The following is a 2,332-nucleotide window of genomic DNA, read 5'->3' as shown; positions in this document are numbered from 1 at the left end:
TTTAGATTTTCGTGTCGATCTAAAATCAGCCGAAAAACTAAGCATTGTAACAGATCTGCTATTGGGAACTCTGACGACACCGCAAGGATAAAGCGGTAGAGACCATAGCATTTACATAGGTTCTGCCGAAAAGGTCATACATCTTGGCAAGCAGTTTGCAATGAGTGAGAACTCTAGCGACACAAGGTCCCATAAGGAGGGAACTCTGGCGACAAAACGCTTAATTTCCGCAGGATGGTGCTCTGTTAAGTGACGAAATATTCGTGTTCCATCCCGATTCGAAGTCCACAAAGTGGAATAGTCTCAAAAAAACTTATCCCGAGAACTTTGGCGACACCCATGGGTTATCCCGAGAACTCTAGCGAGATTTTTGGGAACTCTAACGACAAAACCAGGAACTCTAGCGACAATCCTAACGGAAAACTGCCATTTTTAAGCGTTATCCCGAGAACTCTGACGCACCAAACTAATATATTAATAACTATTATTCTCCTATTAGTTAGCACGAAAACAGCTCCTTTAATTTATCCCCACCCAATGTCGCCAAAGTTCCCACTGACAAATAGTAATTTCTTCGTCATAGTCTGTACTCATGGGAAAAATACACAGCCTCATTGAGACTAACGGTAGACAAGGAGCACTCGCTCTCGATTATGACCGCAAGGTAGTAGAAACAGCTGTGTCGTATATGTCCAACGAAGACAACACGGTAAGCTTTCTCTATAGTGGTTTTGCCCATGTTGTTCTCCCTCACAAACGCATCGCAAACGACGCCGCATGGCAAGTATCAACAGACAGAGCGACAATGGTTGTCGAGCCAGGAAGACGCCCTTCCCTGACTGGAACACCTGAATATGTAGGCGTTCCATATGGCTCTAAAGCAAGATTAATTTTACTTTATTTACAATCTGAAGCGGTAAAAACTCAAAGTCGACAAGTAGATTTGGGAGGATCATTTCGTAGCTGGATTAAGCTCATGGGCATCCCCCAAGGGGGAAAATCTATCGCTGACGTCCGTGAACAAGCGGAAAGAATTGCCAGATGTCGTCTAACCTTCGAATTCCAAAACATCGGAAACTCTAGCGGCATTATAAACCAAAACATTATTGATTCAGCACGGTTTTTTACCGATGCGGACGGACACGGCAAAACACGGCTTATTGACTCAGTCCAACTCTCTGAATTGTTCTTCGAACAGCTTATGAAACATCCGATTCCGATGGAAGAGTCCGCCATCCGTTCTCTAAATGGCCTATCTCAGGCACTCGACATTTATTGCTGGCTAGCTTACCGTCTACACTGCTTAAAGACGCCAACCCCTATCACATGGGCAGCATTGAAAGCGCAATTCGGCCCCGGGGTAGAACGAATGGCCCATTTCCGCTCGCAATTCCTGTCTAGCTTGCAAATGGCCTTAGCAGTTTACCCGGATGCAAAAGTTGACAGTAACCCACAAGGTCTCATTCTTTCACCCTCTAGACCGCCTGTCGCTCCGAAACTTTATACCATCAAAAAAATTAGGGAATAACTTCCTAAGTGCCGGCAAAGTTCCCACCAGCAAGGTGGCCGTTTACACATTGTAATCGCGACAAAAGGCTTCTGTGGTTGCCGTTTGAAATGCAAAAAGTTTCCAATCCTGATGTGCGAGTGATCGATTACGGTCTTCTGCGTCAAGTGTGGCCAGCCCCGATCCCCGCAATGTTGTCCCGAACTCGCTCTTTCCACCTCTGGGCGAGACCACGTATTCCGGTCAAAGCGAAGCCTACCAGCGGGGATCGGGGCTGAAGCTTTTGCCACCTGTTGGGCCGCAGCAGCGGCTTCCTCAAGAGCGCGGTCTTCCGGAAGCTCGCCCCAGTACAGATTGGACAGCCCTGTTGCAAAGTTAAGTTTGGGTTGAGTGCATCCCATTTGTTTTGATTTTCAAATGGCTTAGACGCTGAATTGTTTTTCGATGAGACGCACTTTTCCCGTGATGCCCTTTTCCTGCTGCCAGGATCTGGCCTGTCCCTTCTTCAAGGCGCGCATGACCTCGAACCCCTTGATGGTCGCATAGGCGGTTTTCAACGTTTTGAAACCACGCACGGGCTTGATCAGCTGCTTGAGCTTGCCGTGATCGGCTTCGATCACGTTGTTCAGGTATTTCACCTGTCGGTGCTGCACTGTGCCTGGCAGCTTACCTTTCTTTTTCAGCTCTTTGATCGCGATACCGTAGGTCGGGGCCTTGTCCGTGTTGATCGTCTCGGGCTTCTCCCAATCCTTCAGCCCGTTCACGGATTTGCCCAGAAAACGTTTGGCAGCCTTGGCGTTCCGCGTGGGTGACAGGTAGAAATCA

General features: G+C 47.9%; 2 protein-coding genes. One reads left to right on the top strand and one right to left on the bottom strand.

What is annotated here, in order from left to right; translation table 11 throughout:
* Positions 1-688 precede the first annotated feature (688 nt).
* The gene (locus tag NTH01S_RS11375; protein WP_306307478.1) at positions 689-1,528 is read left to right on the top strand and encodes a replication protein RepA; all 840 of its coding nucleotides are present in this window, start codon (positions 689-691) and stop codon (positions 1,526-1,528) included.
* Positions 1,529-1,929: 401 nt separating this feature from the next.
* Here the strand turns inward: NTH01S_RS11375 and NTH01S_RS11370 are convergent.
* Positions 1,930-2,332, bottom strand: a 403-nt coding sequence (locus NTH01S_RS11370) for a DDE-type integrase/transposase/recombinase (RefSeq protein ID WP_157070974.1), incomplete at its 5' end; no start/stop codon positions are given.

This window comes from Neokomagataea thailandica NBRC 106555 (genome assembly GCF_001598495.1).
GTDB classification, from domain to species: Bacteria; Pseudomonadota; Alphaproteobacteria; order Acetobacterales; family Acetobacteraceae; genus Gluconobacter; species Gluconobacter thailandicus_A.
Note: the sequence above shows the minus strand (reverse complement) of the source record. Positions and strands in the feature narration are given on the sequence as shown.

What these genes read in the sequence shown, in the direction of transcription:
- NTH01S_RS11375 (WP_306307478.1), top strand. Translation starts at nt 689, where the DNA reads ATGTCCAACGAAGACAACACGGTAAGCTTTCTCTATAGTGGTTTTGCC.